Annotated in this window: 15 protein-coding genes and 2 pseudogenes; 5 read left to right on the plus strand and 12 right to left on the minus strand. The window is 54.4% G+C overall.

Going from position 1 to position 19,137, the window contains the following annotated elements:
• Positions 1–117: 117 nt before the first annotated feature.
• From H7A81_RS12025 to umuD, 10 genes and pseudogenes are all read right to left on the minus strand, one after another.
• Complete coding sequence (locus H7A81_RS12025) at positions 118–876, minus strand: 2-phosphosulfolactate phosphatase (protein ID WP_182057621.1); 759 nt, start codon at positions 874–876, stop codon at positions 118–120.
• Positions 877–1,205: 329 nt separating this feature from the next.
• On the minus strand, positions 1,206–1,352 hold the full coding sequence (locus H7A81_RS27535) for a hypothetical protein (RefSeq protein WP_220458103.1): 147 nt from the start codon (positions 1,350–1,352) through the stop codon (positions 1,206–1,208).
• A gap of 30 nt (positions 1,353–1,382) precedes the next feature.
• On the minus strand, positions 1,383–2,093 hold the full coding sequence (locus H7A81_RS12030; RefSeq protein ID WP_255478952.1) for a helix-turn-helix transcriptional regulator: 711 nt from the start codon (positions 2,091–2,093) through the stop codon (positions 1,383–1,385).
• The gene (locus H7A81_RS12035; RefSeq protein WP_182057610.1) at positions 2,090–2,482 is read right to left on the minus strand and encodes an amino acid-binding protein; all 393 of its coding nucleotides are present in this window, start codon (positions 2,480–2,482) and stop codon (positions 2,090–2,092) included. Before H7A81_RS12035 ends, H7A81_RS12030 begins: the two co-directional genes overlap by 4 nt.
• Positions 2,475–2,798: an antibiotic biosynthesis monooxygenase gene (locus tag H7A81_RS12040; protein WP_167144404.1), complete on the minus strand. Its 324-nt coding sequence runs from the start codon at positions 2,796–2,798 to the stop codon at positions 2,475–2,477. Before H7A81_RS12040 ends, H7A81_RS12035 begins: the two co-directional genes overlap by 8 nt.
• 75 nt (positions 2,799–2,873) lie before the next feature.
• Positions 2,874–3,191, minus strand: coding sequence for a hypothetical protein (locus H7A81_RS12045; RefSeq protein WP_182057611.1), 318 nt, complete (start codon positions 3,189–3,191; stop codon positions 2,874–2,876).
• Between the two features lies 1 nt (position 3,192).
• Entirely contained in the window at positions 3,193–5,316 is a 2,124-nt protein-coding gene (locus H7A81_RS12050; RefSeq protein WP_182057612.1) for a tyrosine-type recombinase/integrase, read from the minus strand.
• A gap of 1 nt (position 5,317) precedes the next feature.
• Positions 5,318–6,301: pseudogene (locus tag H7A81_RS27975) on the minus strand (tyrosine-type recombinase/integrase).
• A gap of 73 nt (positions 6,302–6,374) precedes the next feature.
• A pseudogene (locus H7A81_RS12060) lies at positions 6,375–6,602 on the minus strand (DNA polymerase V subunit UmuC); the annotation flags it as partial.
• Positions 6,603–6,610: 8 nt separating this feature from the next.
• A complete protein-coding gene (gene umuD / locus H7A81_RS12065) occupies positions 6,611–7,060 on the minus strand; it encodes a translesion error-prone DNA polymerase V autoproteolytic subunit (protein ID WP_182057613.1) in 450 nt (149 codons plus the stop codon).
• 1,011 nt (positions 7,061–8,071) lie between these two features.
• Here umuD and ssb point away from each other — a divergent pair.
• Positions 8,072–8,644: a single-stranded DNA-binding protein gene (gene ssb / locus H7A81_RS12070; protein WP_182057614.1), complete on the plus strand. Its 573-nt coding sequence runs from the start codon at positions 8,072–8,074 to the stop codon at positions 8,642–8,644.
• A 113-nt stretch (positions 8,645–8,757) separates the two neighbouring features.
• Positions 8,758–9,297 (plus strand): conjugation system SOS inhibitor PsiB family protein, encoded by a 540-nt coding sequence (locus H7A81_RS12075; protein WP_182057615.1) that lies wholly within the window; start codon positions 8,758–8,760, stop codon positions 9,295–9,297.
• A gap of 594 nt (positions 9,298–9,891) precedes the next feature.
• Here H7A81_RS12075 and H7A81_RS12080 read toward each other — a convergent pair.
• Together H7A81_RS12080 and dsr1 are read right to left on the minus strand one after the other, a co-directional pair.
• Positions 9,892–10,947, minus strand: coding sequence for an HNH endonuclease (locus H7A81_RS12080; protein ID WP_182057616.1), 1,056 nt, complete (start codon positions 10,945–10,947; stop codon positions 9,892–9,894).
• Between the two features lie 144 nt (positions 10,948–11,091).
• A complete protein-coding gene (gene dsr1 / locus H7A81_RS12085; RefSeq protein WP_182057617.1) occupies positions 11,092–14,934 on the minus strand; it encodes an anti-phage defense-associated sirtuin Dsr1 in 3,843 nt (1,280 codons plus the stop codon).
• A 667-nt stretch (positions 14,935–15,601) separates the two neighbouring features.
• On the opposite strand from dsr1, the gene H7A81_RS12090 reads away from it, so the two are divergent.
• The 3 genes from H7A81_RS12090 to H7A81_RS12100 all read left to right on the plus strand — a co-directional run bounded on the left by H7A81_RS12090 (position 15,602) and on the right by H7A81_RS12100 (position 18,868).
• Complete coding sequence (locus H7A81_RS12090; RefSeq protein WP_182057618.1) at positions 15,602–17,599, plus strand: ParB/RepB/Spo0J family partition protein; 1,998 nt, start codon at positions 15,602–15,604, stop codon at positions 17,597–17,599.
• A gap of 48 nt (positions 17,600–17,647) precedes the next feature.
• Positions 17,648–18,379 carry a plasmid SOS inhibition protein A gene (locus H7A81_RS12095; RefSeq protein WP_182057619.1) on the plus strand — a complete coding sequence of 244 codons (732 nt, stop codon included), beginning with the start codon at positions 17,648–17,650 and terminating at the stop codon, positions 18,377–18,379.
• Between the two features lie 108 nt (positions 18,380–18,487).
• Positions 18,488–18,868 (plus strand): hypothetical protein, encoded by a 381-nt coding sequence (locus H7A81_RS12100; protein WP_182057620.1) that lies wholly within the window; start codon positions 18,488–18,490, stop codon positions 18,866–18,868.
• Positions 18,869–19,137 lie beyond the last annotated feature (269 nt).

Here is a 19,137-nt window from a genome sequence, read left to right on the forward strand (position 1 = left end):
TTTTTTCTTTAATTATGTGTGAATGTTCATCACGTCAGAGGTGCCATAACGCGCCGGAAATTCACTTTGTGAAATGGGCGATATGACAGCAATAATTCAGTGATACACCGAGTTTTACTATTCCTTCAATGACTGCCCAGCCATATCAGCAGTAGAGTAAAAATCACCGTAAAGCTGGCATGCCGAGCTGGCGACATCCGGTTCAAGACATAAAGTCACATCCTCAGCAAATCCCCGTATCCTGAGTTCTCTCGCCGATGAACACTCATAAAGTAAGCTGAGGTCTGTTTTCTGGTGAAACGACCAGGCAGCCACCGCCGCCTGCGCTTCAGGTGAACAACTTTCCCGGCCAGTTGCTGAGATAATTGCCCCCGCCGCGACGTAATCCTCAACCGCCGGGCGCAGGCTTCCGTCAGGCCATCTTTCCCCACAGGGAATAACCAGAATACGATCGTATTGCCTGCAGGCTGTTGCAGTTGCTGTCATATTTCTGAAACAACCACTGAAAACGGCACTGCCCGCATCTCTTGCCCGGAATGACACGGATGAGCCATTGGGTGAGGGTAGTAAGAGGCTTTCACCCCGCCTGATATGTTGCAGTGATTTCGGGGAAAGGCTGTAACCTTTCCCTATGAACCTTCTGTCAGAACTGGCGGTAGATATCCCTTTAGTGACCGCATATTCCAGTGCGGAGTGATCTTTCCAGGGAAAAGGATATATTCGCGCGCCGTTGTCAACCGCCAGACTGACACAGGTTGAAAATGACATGACATCAACCACGATGACGCAGTCTGCCTCTGCGGCAAGATAATCAACGGCAGAAATACCCCATTCGAGCCGGACTTCAGACTGGCTCTGACTGAACCACTCCCTCATGACACTTTCCTCCTGTTTAAAGAAACCTGAATGAGCATTTTGCCTGCCGGCAAACGCTGTGCCTGTATTCACTGAGTTAAACCTGCAGCATCAGATCCAGATTACGTACGGCGGCACCTGCAGCCCCCTTGACCAGGTTACGGTGCGACCCTTTTGCCCTGCGAAGGGGATGCCAGTGAGATAAAGGTACCTCACCTCATCCGGCACAGTCTCAGGCCTGCGGTATGGCGTGAGCTGGGGCTGGTCTATCGCACGAGTCCTCCTGAATCCGGAACTGCGCAGCTTCTCTCCGCCCTGAAAGCGGTCTGATCTCTTCTGAGATCCATGACTCATCCATTCAGGGAAAGAAACCGGATCGCGATATTTTTCTTCAGCCTTCTGAATATTTTTCTGACGTAACGCGAAGCCATGTCAGCCATACGCCGCACGTCCCCTGTATTCATCAGCCGGCCCCGCTGATTTTCATTAAATTCCATTTAATCCCCTCAACCACCGATTAAGCCGGTTCACTCCACAGCTATGCCAAAAATGCGCCACAGGGCCGTTTTACCCTCAGCAGTCACGCTCACCTCGCGGTAACCCGGCGTGCGCAGGATCCAGCCTTTCTGAAGCAACAATGTCATTAGTGCATGGCCGGCGTCTCCGCCCAGATGAAAGCGCCTTTCGCTCCAGTCAAGACAGGGACAGCAGGAACGGCGCCTTGGGTGCGGATCGACCACGGCCCCAAGGGCCTGAAACTGCGTTTTCCCCGGCGTAGTAAGAGATAAACCATCCGCTGAAAGCCACCCCTCCGTCATCATGAAATCGTACATTTTGACTGCCATCTCACCGGCCAGGTGATCAAAGCAGGTACGGGCATAACGGAGGCGTGACGGGGTTCTAGATCTGAACCGGGAGGGCGCATGCATGGATACGCCCATCAGATTTTCCAGTAATCCGGCAACGTGCAGGCCTGCCAGACTGTAATAGCGGTGCCTGCCCTGCGTGAGACAGATAACCAGTCCGCTGCTGAGAAGGCGTGAAAGGTGTCCGCTGGCCGTGGATGCGGCAATACCGGCGACTGCGCTGAGTTCGGTTGCCGTCCAGGCCCGTCCGTCCATTAAGGCGCAGAGAATACTGACCCGGGAGGGGTCTGAGATTGCCGCAGCAACGATGGACATGGATTTTTCAGGGCCGGACTCAGAAAACCCGCTCTGCGCTGCTTTATCAGGACTCATTCCGGAGAGACTGCCCATTTTTTTGTGACTTCCGCTGCCCGGACATTGTCATCCGTAAGCAGAATCAGCTGGTTACTGTGGTCGCTGTATTGTACCAGTATATTGATACCGCACCGGGCTATGGCACCGGTAATTTCACCCAGCTCACCCGGGCGCTCCTGAGGTAGCCTGCGGATGAGCGGGCGGCGGACGTCTCTGACGTCATAGCCCGCATCAGTGAGCACTATGCGAGCCTTTTCGCCATCCCCGACAAGAAAATGCGCATGACCGACATCCGGCGTGGTAAAAACACCGCCGCCCTCAAGACCAAAGCCATTTTTACCGAGGGTGTTCCCGAGCGAAGCCAGCGCCCCTGGCGTATTTTTCAGAACGACATAGATGTCATACATTCTGATATTGTCCTTTTTCAAATGAGTAATCACGGAATACACGCGCCACACGTATTCTGAAAAATGAAAAGACGGAATCTTTCCCTTCCTGCTGAGCAACCTGATGCATCAGGTTCTGCTTCCAGACGGCAATTGCGTCTTCGTCTTCCCACCAGGAAAGGGAAAGATATTTTCCTTTTGTTGTGAGGCTCTCAAATCGCTCAATGGAAATAAATCCGCGAACATCGGCTAATAACGGCTTTAAGTCAGCCGCGAGCTGGAAATACCTTTGCTGTGCTTCGGGAAATGCTTCTGCTTCAAACAGTACGGCTATCATGTGTCATTCCTGTAAGTGACGATTCGGATAGCGTAGCGTCCGTTAAAAGCTGATGATTCGGTATCCGCCGAAATATCAGTGTTTTTTTCCTGGTGTCCTGAACAGGCCACCACATTCTGAATACGCCACATCACTTGCGGCGTGGTCAGTCAAAAAGTGTATCGGAGTGAGCAGGTCTTCCTGAAGCAGATTCTGTCTGGCCCGGATAAGCTTCAGCCATACCGGCCCGTAGATTACCCTGGAATCAGCACGGCGCCGTAACAGCGGTGTATCCGGTGTAGGAGGATGGCGGGTGATACTGAAGCGAATGCGTTTTCGGCTCCATCTTTCATAGTCATTCATATTGCGACTAAGCGCATCAAGGAAGTCCGCTTCAGGCTGATCCTGAATCATTTCACCCCTCAGATTTAAAAGTCATTTTCTTAAGAGCCTGCTCTATCTTTTCAGCATCCTGCTCAATAATGGCTTTCTCATCCGGTGTGAGCGGAACTTCTTCAAGGTAACGTCTGACAGAGGCTTTGCTTTCCAGTATCAGTCCGCGTGCGCTGTCCTTAATCAGGTTAAAATCGCATCCGATGCATGCCATTCTGTGCGGACAGCTGCTCCAGAACGGATTTGTGCAGTACGAATCGCCCAGATCGTAATACGTCGCGGGTCCTGTCAGGCTGGCGGCCTCAGGGTCGTGATCAATCAGCACGCTTATCATGTGTGCGACCCTGTCTGCTTTGACAAACGAGGCTGCCAGCTGAGTCGGGCGGATGCGGAGATAATGCATGGTGGACTGGGGCGTTGAGTGCCCGGTCCACTGCATCAGTTCGTGCAGCGACATCCCCTGCGGAACGCTCGCCAGCGCGGTCACTGCGGAGGCCCGCCCCCGGTGACTGGTTATTGTGCCACCGCTGTCCTCTTCGGGGACGCCGGCTCTTGCACACAGCATCGGTATCAGCGTGCGGTTCATGATAGCGCTGCCTGCGGGCTTCCCCCGGTACTGAAACAGGAGCCGGACTTTCTCACCGGTCCGCTCATCAGCCAGCATGGCCTGTTCTGTCGGACGTTCAGCCGGCCAGGTATCGACATATTTTTTCACCACGGCCGCCACGGGTTTAACATAGGCTTTTGAGGTCTTTCCGGCGGGAATATGCAAATAGCACAGGGTTCCGGCAGGAATGACGCTGCCGTCCTCTTTCACTATTTCATCTGCCTGCGGCGCGATACACCCTGTGGTCAGGCGGAGCAGCTCGTTTTTCCGCAGCCCTGCATGGGTCCAGATAACGGCCATCGCCTGCAGCATGGCCAGCGGATATTGTATTTCAGTGAGCAGGTCTTCCTGGCGCAGATTCAGGCTGGCCCAGACGAGCTTCAGCCAGACCGGATCGTCGATAACCCGTGGATTGACGCCGTGACGAAAAAGAGGGGTGTCCGGTGTGGAAAGATGACGGGCAGGGCTGAAGCGAAGCCGTCCCCAGCCCCAGTTTTCATAATCGATCATAAAGCGGCGCAATGAGTAGATAAAATGCTCCCTTGAATGCGGCATCATGGGTTCGCCGGAGCGCACCGATTTCCTGATCCCTCGTTCCGTACCCAGCTGAAGCTCATCCACGTTCATCCGGCCCACCGCCGCAATAAAACTGGCGCAGATCTCCATCGTCCAGTCTGCCGGTTCCCGCACCTGCGGATGCTCCCTTGCCAGCCAGAGGCCGCAGCGCAGAATAAAGCTGTACTGGCTTTCCCGGGTGCGCGGTCTCAGCACTGACGTTTCCCGCCAGCGCCGGCACCACTGCACCCAGGCGGGATCGATTCCTTCGACCGGCTTTTCATACCATTTCGTATAGTTTCGCATCCTCATCGGGGCGCTGATGATGCCCAGCGCAGCAAGCCCGTGTGAGACCCGGCCGACGTAACGGGATGTAGCGTTATCAATGCTGTTCTGTGCCTGCCAGAGAAGTTCGGTCGTAAACGTCTCAAGCCGGGGATCCCTGTTCATTATCATCAGGATTGCCAGTACGCCGGATGTGTGCTGTTTCTGGCTTCCCGCGGCATAACCCAGTGACGTCAGCGTATCGGTCAGCCGGTGCAGCTCCTGATAATAAAAATTCTGACCGAAGATGGCGCAGGCATAGAGGGCGGGTTTCCGGATATCAGGGAGGCTGAGCGTGTCATGCAGACCTCCCAGGTGCCAGGCAAAAGCGGCCATCAAGGGACGACCCTCCCTGATTTCCCGGCAGAGCGTCTGCCAGCGTTCCTGTGGCCAGCACCAGCAGGGAGTGCCGGATAAATGCATTTCGCGCAGCAACCTGGCTATCACCAGCCCGGCGATTTTGCTGCCACATCCGCTTCCGGCAGCAATATCCGTCATCGGCCTGATGAGGTCCGGCGCAGGCTTCATCCGTAACATACTGGACCGGCTGTGGGAGCTGGCCAGCGCCATTCGTTCAGAGGAGGTCAGCGACCTCTCAAGCCGGTATGCAGTCATGTCGAACGGACGCCAGTTGCATTCAATCGGTCTTTGAGTGCCCATGCTATTTCTCCGCGCTAAAAATAAGCTTCGCCATTCTGAGATCTGCCGTTTCAATCGCGCCCGCCATCCTGGCGGCGAGATCCCTCCCGGAAAGGTGGATGTAAATATGGGTAGTCCCCGGATCGCGGTGTCCCGCATAGGTAGCCAGTTCGTGCAGCTTCCAGCCTGCGCGGGCCAGATGCGTGAGGCGAAGGTGCCGAAAGGTATGTGTTGAAATGTCCGGCAGCCCTGACATCAGTGCCCAGTTCCGTACCGTTTTGCTCCAGGTCCAGAAGGAAAGCGGCGCGCCCTGATTGCGGTCGGACGCAGAACGGAACAGGGCACCTCTGGCGATCCCTTCCTGCTTCATCTGCATAAGATGGGCCGCCAGCACGGGTGCCACGGCCGGGCTGTAGCAGACGATGCGTTCTCGCCGGCTCTTGGTGGTTTCAGCCCGGATGCGGATAAGCCGGTGTGCAAAGTCGAGGTCGTCGACACGCAAGGAGGTAATTTAAGATCGCCGTAGCGCACCGTAATAGGTTAATGCCAGCATCAGGCGGTCACGAAGCGGGGATGAGGCAGCATGAAAAAGAAAAGCCTGCCACTGCGCATCGTCAGGTATCCGTGGCAGCTTTACGACGCGGGGAACCAGCCCTCTGCCGGAACTCAGCATGCCTGGCGTGCCGGAGCGTGGCAGCGGATTCACCAGACAGAGATCCTGATACATCAGAAAGTCATACCAGAGGCGGATCGCCGACAGGCGCAGCTGGAGCGTGGCGCTGGCCACGGGAGAGGGCATACCGGGTAACTGAGGGCTGATGTAGGCGGCCAGATCTTCAAACCGGGCCTTTTCAGGTTCAATGCTCTTCTGGCTGCAGAACGCAAAATAATGGCGGAGGGCATTGCGGTAGGCGGTGAGCGTGGCCTGCGCCCGGCCCAGATCGGATAGCAATTTCAGCCAGCGCTCAGCCAGCAACAGGCTGTGTTCATTCGGTGAAATCAGCATTGTGTTTACCCCTGACAGCAGTTTTTCTGCTCAAAGTTTACTCAATCAATGTTGCATTCCACTTAACTTACTAAAGCGCATAGTTTGAGCTAAATACATGAATATTCTCAGAATAACATTCATTTTTTATCTGAAACCAGGGAGCTCCCATCTTAATGCCGAGCGCTTTTGCCCCTGCAGATCGCGCGATGACGCAGCCGTCATTGTTGCTCAGCACCACAACGGGCTTGCCGCGCAAATCAGGCCTGAACAGGGCTTCACAACTGGCGTAGAAGGAATTAACGTCGGCCAAACCAAACATGGGCATAGTTACCTCCGGCGCGCACGCGTGCTGTTGAAAAACAATGTCACTACCCCGAGCAGCTGCAACTCCTCGGGATAGATGGTTGAGTAATCCTGATTCATGGGCAGCAGTGCCAGTCGCGGGTGCAACTGAAGGTGCTTGACCGTGAATTCTCCGTTAACTTCGGCGATAACAATATCGCCATGCGACGCTTCTTCAGCCCGGTCAACCACCATGACGTCGCCGTCAAAAAGTCCCAGCTCCTGCATACTGCTGCCGCTGGCGCGCACGAAGAAGGTTGAGGCGCGACGGCGAATGCACAGCTCGTTAAGATCAAGCTCGGACTCTACATAGTCTTGGGCAGGGGAGGGGAACCCCGCCGCGCAGGTGTCTGCAAACAAGGGTACGGGGACACGAGGCGTAAATATGGGCGGCCAGAGCAGCGTCAGGCCGGAAGCACAGGCTGCTGGTTTCATGACTGCGGCACTTTCAAGGATGCCGTCACGCAGGCTGATAACAACATGGTAAGAATCATAAATCCCCCTTCAAATAGTACTGTTCATGCATACAGTATTAATGAGTAGGGATTCGGTGACAAGTGTGTATCAACGAAGAATTGCCTCACTCTGTACATCGCCCTGAAGAACAATGAAATATTTCCGCTATCCAGCCGGATGAAGTATTCAGGCATATGACACTTGCAGTGTTCATAAAGTAACCACTTTCCTTCAGTTCCTTTATGAACGTGCCATACGGCGATCTGTCCACAGGGTTTGCGGGCGGCTGTGCACTCATATTGTGGACAACCTCTTTAGATATGGATTTACGTAATGCCTGGTTCAAGCGATGTCATCAGTTTCATCAGATACATATCCCGTTAAAAACGACACCAAATCGGTACATTAAGAACCCATGATGCTGGTACGGGGCGTCTCCCTGCGAGCTGCTCTGCCAAACTTTGCGCCACGCCGAACGGACATCATGGCCCGAGTGCTTCGGGCTGTCAGGTGGCCGATGCTGCGGCACGACATTCTGAGCTCAGACATCACGTTTTTTATCTTCTGAACCTGCAGCCGGCGTTGCCGGCGCTTGAACCGCGCCCTGAATAAAGAGCGCTCTTATGGGCAACGCCGTTTCGCTTCTACTCTGCCGCCGTTGCTGCTGATTCGTGCTGTTTTTTCACCTGTTCTCACCGTTTTAAATTCTTTCGCCGGGGCTGAGACAAGCACAGAGGCCGTGGTCGTCCCGGGTGAAATGCACGTCGTGAACATTTTTTTCAGGCCACGCTGTTAGTCCGGAAAAAATGCTCCCTACGCCCAGGACAACTGCCGTCACCCGCGCAGGTTTACGCCCTCGCGGCGAAGGATCTCAAACGGGTGAAGTAAATACCGGAGGAAAAATCCAGCCGAGTTCCACAAAACGTCAACACCGCGGCTCCCGAAACTCAACGGGTGAGGTGTTTAAACAACTTGATGAGGAGAACGAATATGGCTGCACGAGGCGTTAACAAGGTCATTCTGGTCGGCAATCTGGGGCAGGACCCCGAGGTGCGTTACATGCCTAACGGCGGCGCGGTGGCAAACGTCACGCTGGCTACGTCAGACACGTGGCGTGATAAAGAGACCGGTGAAAACAAAGAGATCACAGAGTGGCACCGCGTAGTGCTGTTCGGAAAGCTTGCTGAAGTGGCGCGGGAATACCTTAAGAAGGGCTCGCAGATCTACATTGAAGGCCAGCTCCGTACGCGCAAATGGCAGGGAACCGACGGGCAGGATAAGTACACCACGGAAGTATTGGTAAACGCTGGCGGTACTCTGCAGATGCTTGGAGGACGCATCGGCAACAGTGGCCCGACTGATAAACCGGTTAATCAGCCCCGGCCACCGGCAACGGCTCAGGAAAAGACGGGAGCTCAGACCGCTGCCAGAGGTAATGGTGGCAGGGTTAGGAAGGGCGCTTCCAGTAAAGAACACGCGCCAGCATCGCAACAGTTGAAATGGCCAGAGCCGGGAAACTATCCGCCACCACCAGAAGACGTTGACGATCCGATCCCATTTTAGTATTGCGCGGTCCTGCAGCAGCGTGACCGTTACCCTCTACCAAACCGCAAAGAGTGCCCCGGCGGAGCTGCAACTCCGCCGGGGCAGGGCAATCAAATTATGAGGAACCTGAAATGCCAGTGATCCAGTCTAAAGACATTACGTGTGGCAGCAAGCACAGCAACAATCGAGACCACCAACCTGCCGAAAACATGGTTAGTCGCAGCGGTGAAATGACAACCGATGAACCCTTTACGCATTCCCGGTTGCAGCAGTTTACAGCTGATGACTTTGAATCCTACCGGGCGCGTGGCGAGGCGTTTCGTCATCGTCTCAGCGGGGCCGTGCTCAATGCGCTGAAGCTCGGTGATATCTGGCGTACGGACTGTGAAAGTCGGGGAGAGTGGGGTGGCATTTTCCCGGTCCATCTTCGTTTGACTCACCGCAGGTGTAAGCACCTCACGATAGACATCCTGAGCCCGGGCAATGGATCTCCGTTCTGGCATGGATTGATGTGGCTCAACCCCGATCATACCGGTCTGTATTTCTGGAACAGCGAGCTGCTGGCGGCAGATGTCATTGGGGGGCTGCTACAGAATATAGACGAGATGGTCAGCGCAGGCCATAAAGCGGGAGACATCGCCGCGATGCTTCGAGGACGGGGGGTAAGCTGATGAAAAATTTATACGTCCCTCATCTTTCCTGCTTGGGACTGCAGAAAATCAGGTTATTTAAGCAGGTAGACATCTGGTCAGCTGCCTCTGCGGGTATTGAAGGATCCGACAGACATTCAGGTTTGATAACGAGGCGGCACATATCAATTGATCGTGATATCGAGGAGGCCCGTATCACTGGCACTTCGGGTGAAGTGAAGGGACGTAAGACCGCCAGTCTCCGCTCATTTTTCTGTCGGACTGAAAGATCAGTTGCACGCTGCATGGTGTCAGGTGATGGGGAGATTATCATCATTGAAGCTGAAACTGCGCTTGCCTGGCAGACTCCCGCTACATACCGGGTATGGTTCTCTCACTGGCGTAGCAGGGGGGTTGGGGTGAATGACTTACTAAATATGACGTGGGTCTGGCGTCAGCGTTCGACAGGATGAATCTGGATGCCGCCTTGCAATCTGGCTAATGTGCGGGTTCGACACTGCGCTGCCCATTTGATTTTGACCAATACCTGTAACGATATCCCAAATAAATGATGCTTGTCAGCAACCTGCCATCAGCCTGCTGATGGCAGGTACGCTATAAAACGACCGTGGTTTCTTACGCTAATTTGTCCGTACAAAATTCCCGGTGCCACGTGAGATGTTCCTGAAGTGGCCAGTCGTTGCAGGAAGCCGGGAGGTGCAGCCGCTTACCCTCCAGCACAGAGTATTCCGTGCCCATCAGTTCGGGGGAAAGACAGACACAGTAATCTGGGTCAATCCACAGCATCCCTTTATCAAACAAAGTGTGTATATCGGTTTTGAGAAGTAATCCATGACGCGCTTCGGTGTGCCATCCACCTGCATACGGTCTTACGTGTGCAGCTTCCAGTAATGCTGGGATTGGGCATCCCGTGACTGCGCATTGGCCACCGTAAGCAGTCATCAGCCGCTGCCTGAAGGCGGGTTGGCCTTCACGTGCCAGCACTTCACGTAGTATGCGGACGCGCATATCACGATAGTTTTCCGCTGGTAAAGTAAAGGGGGCACGTTCAGCTTTATCGCGTAGCGCCATCATGAGCGCATCTGTCGCGATGGGAAAAGTAACCTGCACCGGTGTTTTACCATCTTCAGCGATATCCCAGACCCCGTGCTTTTCAGGAATATAAAGCATGTAGCGGGTCTTTCTCCCTTCTCCGATCCGGAAGAGTTTGTCCATAGGATGCTGTTGATTGCTGAGCATGCTTTTTCGCGCAGCACTGTGATACCAACGCTGATTGTGATTGACCGTGAGCGCCTGAAACTGATAGTCGATCTCAGCCTTTTTTAAGGGTGCGTTGCTCGCCTTGATCCATCTTGTGACTTCGGGAGCCGATGCCTCTCCGAGTACCTGCATGGCGTAAACCACGCGCAGGCGGTTAGGCTCCAAAAATTCCGCGGGGATGCTATGACTGCTCATCTCTGAATCGCTTTTAAACCCGTGATGGCGCATCCAGTCTCCCCACTGGCGAGAGTGTGTACTGATGCCGGTTCGCTCTGGCTCACGAGCGTTTATCTCCGCTTTAAACTCCTGACGAGTTGGCGGCCGCTCAAGTCGGGTATACAGTTCATGGCAACAGTCCCATACCGCTCTCACCAGCGGTCCTTCAGGATAGTCTTCTTTGCTTAATGGCATTGTATCTTCCCTAACTAAACCACCATGGAAAAGGACATATCACTGCATATGACCTCGGCTTTAATCATAAAACTCTCTGACTGAGCAGCGGTGGTACCTAAACTGTCTGCCTCAGGAGACTGCTGATTTACCTTTACTTTAAAATCAGAGCTTTTTTGTCCTCAACAGGGTATCAAGCCGGATATAGGACTCATTCTGCTTAATGCCTTGTTGCTGCTCAGCGATCTGGTTTAAACACATACGCAATTCTTCCGGTGGGTAATCAGGCTCTGCAACCAGCAACGCTAACAGCTCCAGCGATTCTGATGGATACGCGTGACATAAGCCCGACTTCTCAAGAAGGGGGACCAGATAGAAAAGAAATTCTGCTGGCTGGAGCCAGTTCTTAACCATATGGAATGCTGCCGGGAATTGCTGGCCAGATGCCAGTACGAGTTGCACCAGTCTGTCTGAAATTCCGGAAGACCTTCTGTCCTGATTCTGGGGCCACATCTTCCTCCAGAAAGGTTCGATACGGTTTATCCAGTAGGCTTCTTGCTGACCTTCTCCCGCTCCGCTCAGCGCCTTGCCGAGCGCCTGAGCCACGCTGAGCAGCCCTTCATCTGGTAAGTTGTGAAACGCGTTTCTGAGTTCTTCTTCAGAAAAAGCCTCCGCCATGTCGAGCGCAACATAAGTGAGAAGCGTGGCATACTGCTCACCGTGTTTGCCTAGGCTCGCGTAGTGTGCGGCCGTCTCAATAAAGTCACCCCGGAGCAGGTCAAACAGCGGTTTATACAAACGGGGAGACCAGAGGAAGCCCTCCCAGACAGCCCGTGCTTCTGGGCTGTGTTCCCAACTGAAGAGTGGAAGAAGATTCTGTTTTGTCCAGTCAGGATCCACGCGGAACAGGGAAATGAGGTTTGCAGCCAGTATGACGCGACCATGACGAAACCGGGCTATTTCAGGCTGGCACAGTTGAGTGAAAAGAGGTTTTAACCATACGGGAAGCAAATCACCATCCTGCTTTTCACCTCGAAAAAGATCGTGCACCAAGGCCTCTGTTACATAGCCAACGGGGTGGTTAATGGCTTCCGAAACAGGATCATCAATGGGTTTCCCATTCACCAGCGTACCTGACTGTGCCTCAAAGGGAACGTTCAGCATTCTCTGACATAACTTCCTGAAAACACCGATGTGCCTCTCCAGTGTTTTCGAGCATGCCTCAATCCACCACGCCAGAGAATGCTTTAATTCAAGCAAGACTTCATCCGGCAGGCTCACGACCACCGGTGCCGCTGCGCGCCATGATCGCTTGAGCATGTCATCTTTACTCCACGCCTGAAGTGCCTCTCTCCATCGCCAGACCGGGATTTCACCGTCTTCCCCGACCAACTGCAGCGCTTTCAGGCAGAGCTTCATCTGTTTTGAACACTGTTCACGCCAGCCGTCGCTGCCAAAGAAGCGTTGCTCTTGCGGGTATGTTTTCAACCATGAGACGAGTTCCGGCAGCGTACCGGGTGCCGGGCTGAATTTGGGTTCATCATCGCTATCGTCGCGGGCATTTCCTGTCCAGACGCTGAATTCGTCACGTTCATCCTCTGCAAGCTTCCATTTGGGATTGGCTTCGCGCAATGTCTGTAACGTTTCTGCGGCAGCGTTCTCCAGCGGCAAGCCTGAGGACTGAAGCTTTGCAAGATAAAGCCACCTTCTGCGGTTCAGATAGTGCCTGATATGTTCCGGATTCTCCCCATCGCTGTCCTCGTCGGCTGGCGGCCCCTGCAGGATGGCGGCTTCCAGACGTTCCTGCTCGTCTTGCCCCAGGTCTTTACCCTTAATGACCAGCAGCCTCAAAACTTCACGGCCTGTATCCACTGACCACAGCCAGAAATGATCATTATCGGTCAACCAGCTGACCCACTGAGATGTGGAAATCACATCGCTGTGAGCGGCGGCAAAGAATGCCAGTCGCTTAAAAGTTGGATAAGGCTGCTCGAACCAGTCAGTGGCAACGCGCGCTGCGCGTACCGGTGATTCTGAAAGTAAACCCAGCCATGCATCACGCAGCAGTTCTATCAGCAGCGTCCAGTCTTTGAACCGCTGGTTTTGCGCGTGTGCGGAAATAGAGGGCATCGCCCAGACAGAACTGTCAGATTGTTTGTCTGCCCCACCCATCATGTGAGCTAAATCCAGCGCATCTTTCAGTAATTGTTGTAAGTCATCAAACAGCGCCGGGAGCCATTTCTTAAAACGGGTATTCTTATCAATATCAAGTATCGATCGGGCACTATCCAGTGTCAGAGCAAGCTCCCAGTGCACCAGGTCCCTGACGTGTGTGGGGGACGTTGTTTGATCTCTGGCCTCACCATTTAAAGCCGACAAGTCATAGGGTTCTTGCAGGATAATTTTAGGCGCCAGCAACTCTCTGAGTTCGAATCGCATGGTTGCTGAAAGCCCTTCAACATTAAGACGGGTCATCCATGAATAAACATCCATATGGCTTCTTGAACCCTTCACTCTGCCATTGAGCAGTAGCCCCCAGAGCATATTCATAAGTAACGTGGGAATGGCCTGAGGAGAGTCTGCCTTAATTTTTTCCAGTTCTACCGTTTTATCCTGACTCGCAAGTCGTGAAAGATAGGCTAGTTGACGGGTGATAATGCGGTTAAGGAGGGGATGAAGGTTGCCGCCGTTAGCCAGCATAAGCAGTAATCTGGGTTCATTCAGGTAACGCAGCAGCCAGTTTGCCAGGGATTCCATTACGTGATCCCAGCCAGTGCCATGCTTGTTTAGCGAGAAAAGTGTCATCCAGGGCGACAGCCTGTAGGTTGCCGGCCGCGAGATGAGGCTAAAGCTGAGCTTCTCATCAGCCTCTTCATGCGGGATTACGTTAAAACGCTGAAGGTCATCGTGATGGAAGTTATTCAGCATGAGGCCATCAAAGAGCCAGTCGACCGGTGGGGCAGGGTTGTGTTCAGCAAGACGACGGGCGGGCAGTCCTGAACTGTCCGACAGTGCCCACAGCATTCTACCAACAAAGTCATCCTGCACCGTGCTTCTGGAGGGCTGGGCCATTGCGTAATCAATGACGATACGCTCTTTACCCGTGACACCTTCGTGATAGGTTTCCGCCCATTTTTTCAGTGTTCTGTGCAACAGAACGTGATCAGCTCCCTGTGCCGGGTCATCAACATCATTGTACATAATGGGGATGACACCTTTGGCCTCCCATTCAAGACGCATCTCCCGCTCACAGCCATTAGAGTAAGCAGCAAATGCCCAGGCTGCCTGCGTCGCTTCGCCCTGGCGTTTATCCGCTGCAAGTGCGTCCATCATGTACCGTAGTACCGGATCATCAATGGAATACCCGACAAAGCAAATCACATAGTTTCGAAAGAGTTCGCTGACAAACCTCGCGGCCCAGCGTTCGGTCAGATAGGCCAACCCAAAATCACCACTGGTAACGACCAGCCGGTTTAAAGCGTGGTCATCCATTTTTGGGGTGATAGCGCCGTGTAAATAGACCAACCCGTTCCAGCGGCTTTTCTTAGGTACCGGCAGCATGGGAGCGCTGAAAGACTCAAAAGTCTGTTTTATGCGTTTTCCTGCCTGCTCAAACAGCGGATCAAAGTTAGTGGTGACCAGCCGTAGCTGGCCGCTGCGGGTTTTGGCCAGTTTCAGCAGCGCTTCGTGCGTATCCGTTGCTTTCCGGGGCCAGCTTTTCTTCGTCAGGGCCTGAACAAGAGCCTTGCGCATCTGGATCCGCCCACCGGGTAACCTTCTTTCAATGAGGTTTAGCGTGGCGTCGTATTGCTGTTTAGTTAACGTCCTTTTTTCGATCGGATCACTGGAGCGACCCGTCAGTTCATAAATTATTTCGACCAGCTTGCCGAAACCAGGTAACCCCGCGGGGACTGAAATCCCTGCACCACAGAAGAAAATGACTTTACCTTCTTCATGAGCCCGCAGAAGCAAGTCAGGGATGTCCGGTCCATTTTTAACAAACTGCATTCGGTAAACTCCTTTTTAGGGTCGCTTCCTCTGAGACTTTGCATAGGCCGCACACCCCTCAGGTGAGGCGTAATGGGGCATAGTCTGTAGCGCGAACGCGGGTGCTGATAAGGTGAGATAAGATTAATCCTAAGCCCTTCTGATGATAATAAAAATTAATTCTTATTAATTCTCAAGAAGAGACTGAATCACCATTCTGATTAACGCTTGCCCCTTCGGCTCCCCGACGTTGCCGGGTCGTCAAGCCCCACTCTGCTAACCGGCAAAGCCGGCAAGCTCCGCCGGACCGCATGGCGTTCCGGGCCATCTGGCTAGGGTCTGATGGCAAAGGCAAGAAGCAACCCTGCAGCTGGCTGACCGCCAGCGCCTTCACTGGCCACAAAATCTGTGGCCGCTGAGGCCCGGACCGGCGTCAAGCTGCCGTCCGGGGCTGTGCCCTGTTCATCACCTGCTGCCCTGTTTCGTTCTCCTGAGCCCCTTCGCCGTGCAGAAACCTGCCACACGGGCGGCCTCGCGCAAGGGGCGTTAATCAAACGTCTGCACCCGGTCCCGTTGGGCTGCGGCTTTGACGTTCCCCCTGCGCTCTGTCCGATACCCGCGTGCCTGTTCTGCTCTCACGGCGAGGAACTCAGAGAAACATCACTTAAACGCAAACAGGAGAAACAACATGTCACAGCAGAACGTCAACACCCCGGCTTCAGAATCTAAAGAATCATCGGTTTTAAAGACCAAACCCGTTCGTCGTCACGCGAAAGCGAAGGCTGACAAAGCGGCAGCGGTGGCAGTCGAGCAGGCACTGGAGAAAGTGGAAATCGAGATGATCCCGCTGTCGCGTCTGGCGATCTCTACTCTGAACGTGCGCCGTAAGGTTTATGTGCAGTCGCGCATTGAGTCGCTGGCGGCCACCATCAATAACGTCGGACTGCTGCATAACCTGATCGTGCATGATATGCCTGACGGTATGCTGGGCGTGGCCTGCGGCGGTCGTCGCCTGACCGCGATGCAGTTGCTGCTCACGCAGGGGATTTATCAACCCGATCAGCTGATTCCCGTTAAGCGCGTGTCTGAGGAACTGGCCCGTGCGGCCTCTATGGTCGAAAACGGTGAGCGCGAGGATATGCATCCCGCCGAGCAGATTGCCGGGTTCCAGGCGCTGGCTGACGAAGGTAAAACGCCTGCACAGATTGGTGACCTGATGGGCTACGGCTGGCGCCACGTGCAGCGCTGCCTGAAACTCTCAGGCCTTGCGCCTGCGATCCTTGACGAGTTGGCTGCTGACAAAATCACCATCGAGCAGTGTCAGGCGCTGACGCTCGCCGACTCACACGAACGCCAGGTTGAGGTATGGGATCAGGCTTCCAGCTATTACAACCCGTCAGCTGACACCATCCGTAACCTGATCACCTCGTCTGAAACCGAAATCAGCCGTTCCCACAAGTTCGCGTTTGTTGGTAAAGACGCTTACTTGGCAGCAGGCGGCACGATTCGTGCCGATCTGTTCAGCGGTGAGGACGACGGCTACATCGACACCGCGTTGGTGGAAAGCCTGACGCTGGAAAAACTGCAGCAGATTGCCAATGCCGTTGAGAAAGAAGAGGGGTTTGCCTGGACTGGGGTCAGGGCAGAAGGGCGCATGCATGCCTGGGACAGCAAGGTGAAACGCGCCTATGTGGTACCGCAGGAACGCTGCCCGGACTACACCCCGGAAGAGGATGCACAGGTGAATGAGTTGCGCGCGCAGTGGCGTCTCACCGACGATGAAGCGTTGAAACCGCAGCTGAAAAAGCAGATCGCCACGCTGGAAAACGATGCGGACAAGCGCTGCTGGGCGGCACTTGATAAAGACAAGACGGGCGCGGTGATCTGCTACGAGTCAGGCGTGTGCTATATCCAGCGCGGCGTTCAGCGCTTGGCTGACCTGCCGAAAAAAAATAAGCCTGAAAACAAAGACGACATGCAGGCGCTGAGCGAGGGTTACTCAGCTGCGCTGGTGCGCTCGATGTCCTGCGAGCGATCGCTTGCGGTGCAGGCGGCACTCAGTTCAAAACCGGATATCTCTGTCGCCATGCTGACCTGGACGCTGTGTCGTTCAACGTTCAGCCACGGCAGCTATGACAATACCCCGATGAAAGTCAGCCTGACCGACAACAGTTCCTCTCTGGTTGCCGACTCGGCATCGAAAGAGGAGGGCAAAGCCTGGCAGTTTATGCAGCAGCAGAAAACGGAATGGCAGGCGAGATTGCCGGAGCGCTGGGCGCAGGACTTCCTCTGGCTGCTGGAATGGAGCACCGAAGATGTGCTCGGTTTGCTGGGGTTCTGCAGCGCTGCAACGGTCTGCAGTTTCCAGGGTAGGGTCTATGGCAAAAGTCAGACCAGCAACCTCGATATGCTGGAGTCGGCGATGGGCTTTGATCTGGCTGACTGGTGGCAGCCGACCGCTGAAGGGTTATTCAAGCGCATGAGCAAAGATCAGATTGTGGGCGCACTGACGGAAGCTGGTAAGACAGGCAACGCCAGCGATGCGGGGAAAATGAAAAAAGGTGACGCCGCAGAGTTTGCGGAGGAGGCACTCAAAGATGCCCGCTGGGTTCCTGCGTGGATGAAACCGCTTAAAGACGAAGCGGCAAAAAATGACAGTGAAGGCACTCAGGGCAGCGAAGACTGACAGCAGCAGACCGCCCGAAAGGGCGGTCATTACACCAGGAGAAAAATCATGAACACGATTCCCCGTCACCTGTCTCTCATTCCTGCCTGTCCGTACACGCTTGCCGTCAGCCTTGCGATTGCTGACGTTGAAAAGCGCCAGCAGGGCAGGGCGGCAAAGGGTAAGCACCCGTATGCCAGCGCCTATGTGCGCCATTATTGTGGTACCCGGACGATTAAAGCAGACCATCTGCGCAGGGTCATGCCGGAGTACTCCCCGCATGACCGCTTTGCTCCGGCAGCCGTAGAGTACATGACCGCGCTCGATACGCTTATTGCTTCCCGAGGTGAGCGGTGTCCGTCCCCACTTTCGCAGGACACCGGAGCCAGACTGTTTCCGGCGACTGCGGCAAGGCAGCGGGAGCGCCTGGATAAGCGCAGTTCACACCGGATTAACAGACAGGTGAACCACGAGAGCAGGCTGGAAGAGCAGAAGCTCAGGCGCTATCAGCAGCGACTGGCACAGGCGAAAATTGATCTGACGTTTCAGACGCCGCTGACGGTTGGCGCATGGTACGCGCAGCAACAGGAACAGGAGTTCTTTGAATTCGACATCATGCACATGGTGATGGCGTGGTTGCCGCAGTTTGCATCTTGCCAGTATCTCGATCCTGACTGGTACTGGGAAGAACCGCTCTGGTTGCTCATGTTTGACATTCAGGCCGAGGTGAAAGGCGCGACGGACGAGGCTCTGATTGCTGACAGGCTGGTTCTGCCAAATCGTCTGACGTTTAAAGGCTGAATCCGAATGTCCCGCAGGCTTTCTGATTGCGGGACATTCTGTTGTAATGGCTGAAACTTAGCCTGATATGCAGTTTGAAACAAATGACTATCAATAGGGAATGTATCTATGAGCTTTTGGCTACTGGCTGCGGTGCTTAACGGCATCTGGATCGGCATCTTTCGTTTTGCCTTCCCGGAGGTGCTCAGCCTGACCGAGTACATAATGGGTATGATCATCTGCTTACTGCTGGCGCGCGTGATGGCCTCGAAGGCAGACGAGCCAGCGGGTGATATGCTTTTCATTGTGCTGTTGAAAGGGCTGATACCGGTTACCGGGCTGGGATTGCTCGCGTGGGGAACATGGTTATCGCGCAGCGGTGAAACTTTGCCGGAGGTGGCGAATAGCGCTGATGCGGTGAACAGCTCAATGGGTGCCAGTTTACCGTACGTCATTATGGCGCTGGGCGTCATGCTTCTGGTTACGGGGTATAGGATATTGCGGCGTTAAACCCGGCGGCCCTGCGGGCCGGGAAAGGCCGATGCTGACGCATCGGTCATCTCCCTTCGCCTGCGCCTTCTCTCACCCGGGCGCTGTCTCACGTTTTCCTCTCACTGCTTACTGCTACTGTTGGTCCTTTTGCAGTGACGCATCTAATTGTTCTTATAAACTTTTCTCAAACCTTAAAGCATTAACAGCCTGATGGCCTCCTTCGGCTCCCCGGCATTGCCGGGTCGTCAAGCCCCACTCCGCTAACCGGCAAAGCCGATAAGCTCCGC

The sequence above is a fragment of the Pantoea sp. ME81 genome (assembly GCF_903970985.1).
Lineage (GTDB): Bacteria > Pseudomonadota > Gammaproteobacteria > Enterobacterales > Enterobacteriaceae > Pantoea > Pantoea communis.